Below are 508 nucleotides of genomic sequence, written 5' to 3' on the forward strand. Positions count from 1 at the left end.
CTGCAAGCATCTCCGCGACGATCATTTGTGCGGGATCTACGAGACCCGGCCGCAGATCTGTCGCGACTATACGACCGACGCGTGCGAGTATGAAGACGATTGGGTCTACGACATGTACTTTGAGACTCCCGAGCAAATCTGGGAGTACGCCGAAGCGGTTGCTCCTCGCGGCGCCGGGCAAAGCATTCGTAGCCGTAAACCGCCGCTGTTGCCGGTGCTTAATTAATGCACCACTGCGGTTCAATTCCATCCACGCAGCACGGGCGGATCCACCGCCCGTCTTTTCGTTCCTAGAAAACCGATGTCTGAAAAATCAAAGCTGATTCAGCCCCGTACGCTGAAGGGATTTCGCGACTATCTGCCTGAAGCGATGATGCCGCGCGAACGTCTGATCGACGCCGCCAAGCGGGTTTATCGCTCGTATGGCTTCGCGCCGATTGATACGCCGGCCCTTGAATACGCCGAGGTGCTGACCGGCAAGGGAAGCGACGAGACCGATCGGCAGATG

General features: G+C 57.9%; 1 protein-coding gene and 1 pseudogene. Both read left to right on the forward strand.

What is annotated here, in order from left to right; translation table 11 throughout:
* Positions 1–226 (forward strand): annotated as a pseudogene (locus C5Y96_RS17135) (YkgJ family cysteine cluster protein); the annotation flags it as partial.
* 93 nt (positions 227–319) lie between these two features.
* Positions 320–508, forward strand: a 189-nt coding sequence (locus C5Y96_RS17140) for an ATP phosphoribosyltransferase regulatory subunit (protein ID WP_199188726.1), incomplete at its 3' end; no start/stop codon positions are given.

The organism is Blastopirellula marina (genome assembly GCF_002967715.1).
GTDB classification, from domain to species: domain Bacteria; phylum Planctomycetota; class Planctomycetia; order Pirellulales; family Pirellulaceae; genus Bremerella; species Bremerella marina_B.